This window comes from Collinsella sp. AM24-1 (assembly GCF_003470325.1).
In the GTDB taxonomy this organism is placed as follows: Bacteria; Actinomycetota; Coriobacteriia; order Coriobacteriales; family Coriobacteriaceae; genus Collinsella.
The window spans coordinates 1-1538 of sequence record NZ_QRHM01000054.1 but is presented as its reverse complement, the minus strand read 5'-3'; the positions used below and the strand labels follow the sequence as shown (position 1 = coordinate 1538).

General features: G+C 67.6%; 2 protein-coding genes. Both read left to right on the top strand.

Features of this window, described 5'->3' with window-relative positions; all coding sequences use genetic code 11:
- The first annotated feature begins 83 nt into the window (after positions 1–83).
- Positions 84–1139 carry an IS1595 family transposase gene (locus DW661_RS09995; protein WP_199407179.1) on the top strand — a complete coding sequence of 352 codons (1056 nt, stop codon included), beginning with the start codon at positions 84–86 and terminating at the stop codon, positions 1137–1139.
- 46 nt (positions 1140–1185) lie between these two features.
- Positions 1186–1383, top strand: coding sequence for a type II toxin-antitoxin system RelB/DinJ family antitoxin (locus DW661_RS09990; RefSeq protein WP_118935480.1), 198 nt, complete (start codon positions 1186–1188; stop codon positions 1381–1383).
- Positions 1384–1538 lie beyond the last annotated feature (155 nt).

Genomic DNA, 1538 nt, shown 5'->3' with positions numbered 1-1538 from the left:
GGCTCTGTTAGACCAGGATTGACATACATGTGTCCCCACGGTGCCATATCGTTGACCCCATAGACCGCGATGATGGGGGCAGCATGAACGCCGAAGACCTGGTCCTCAACTTCAAGAAGGGCATGGCGAACCTCAGCAAGACCGAGCGCCGCCGCGCTATCGAGTCCGTCAGGGACGTGATCCGCGCGGCGGCGTTCGACGACGCGGCCGGCTCCGCCTACGAAATCGAACGCTGCCCGCGCTGCGGGTCCGCCGCGGTCGTGAAGAAGGGCAAATCGAAGAACGGCGAGCAGCGCTACCTCTGCCGGGGCTGCGGCAGGACCTTCGGCATGGGCAGCGAGCGCATCCTGGGGACGAGCAAGCTCCCGAAGGAGACCTGGATGGCCTACGCCGAGTGCTTCGTGCTCATGCTGCCCCTGCGCGAATGCGCGAGGCGCTGCCGCGTCTGCCTCAAGACCGCCTACACCATGCGCCACAGGCTGATCGAGTGCCTCTCGGCCTACTCCCCCTCGTTCAGGGTCGAGCGGGGCTGCGGCTGCGAGCTCGACGAGACCTATTTCCCCGAGTCGTTCAAGGGCAACCACGCGAAGGGGTCGTTCACGATGCCGCGCCCCTCCCGGCACCGCGGCAAGCAGGTGCACAGACGCGGGCTGTCGCGCGAGCGGATCTGCGTCATGACCGGAGTGAACGACTCGAACGAGACGTTCCTCGAGGTCACGGGGCGGGGCGCCCTTTCGAGGGAGCGCGCCATGGACGCGCTGAGGGGCCGCATCGCGGCCGGCTCGGTCGTCGCGACCGACAGGGCGGCCGCCTACGTCGGCGTCCTCGCCGAGCTCGAGGTCGCCGCGCACGCGGCCTACGACCCCAAGGACCGCTCCGGGGGGACCATCAACCGGGTCAACACCGTCCACTCGCTCCTCGGCGCCTTCATGGAGCCGTTCAGGGGCGTGTCGACGAAGCACCTCGACGCCTACCTCGCCTGGTTCAGGTGGTGCCGGACCTTCATGGCGACCGATTCCGGCGCGGCCGGGCGCACGGTCGCGCGGCAGCTCGCGCACGGCGTCTGCAGGAGCCGCGTCCGCGACATGTTCAACGTGGAGCCGCCCTACATGGACTACTGGGCCGCGCCCGCCGCATAGAGGCGGTAGAATGGTCGCACCGCGATACACGAGGAGGGGTGAGGCCATGCCGTCGAACATACCGGCCACGACGATCCGCATCGACCCGGAGGTCAAGAGGGAGGCCACGGCCATCCTGGACGAGCTCGGCCTGTCCATGTCCACCGCCGTCAACGCGTTCCTCAGGGCGCTCGTCCGAGAGGGCGGGATGCCGTTCGAGATGAGGGTCAAGACGCCGGCGCCCGACGGGGAGACGGCGAGTTAGCCGGCAGGTCGGCATGAAACGGCAGGGCCAGGCGAGCAACTCGTCCGGTCTCGGGCGCATCGCCCCTTGCCGGATTCAGATTCGACAAGGGGCGACCATTGTGCAATCGCAAGAAGATGACGGGGCGGAATGTCAATCCTGGTCTAACAGAGCCT

Bases quoted from the DNA above. Each gene is read 5' to 3' on its own strand.
- DW661_RS09995 (WP_199407179.1), top strand. From the start codon at position 84: ATGAACGCCGAAGACCTGGTCCTCAACTTCAAGAAGGGCATGGCGAAC.
- DW661_RS09990 (WP_118935480.1), top strand. From the start codon at position 1,186: ATGCCGTCGAACATACCGGCCACGACGATCCGCATCGACCCGGAGGTC.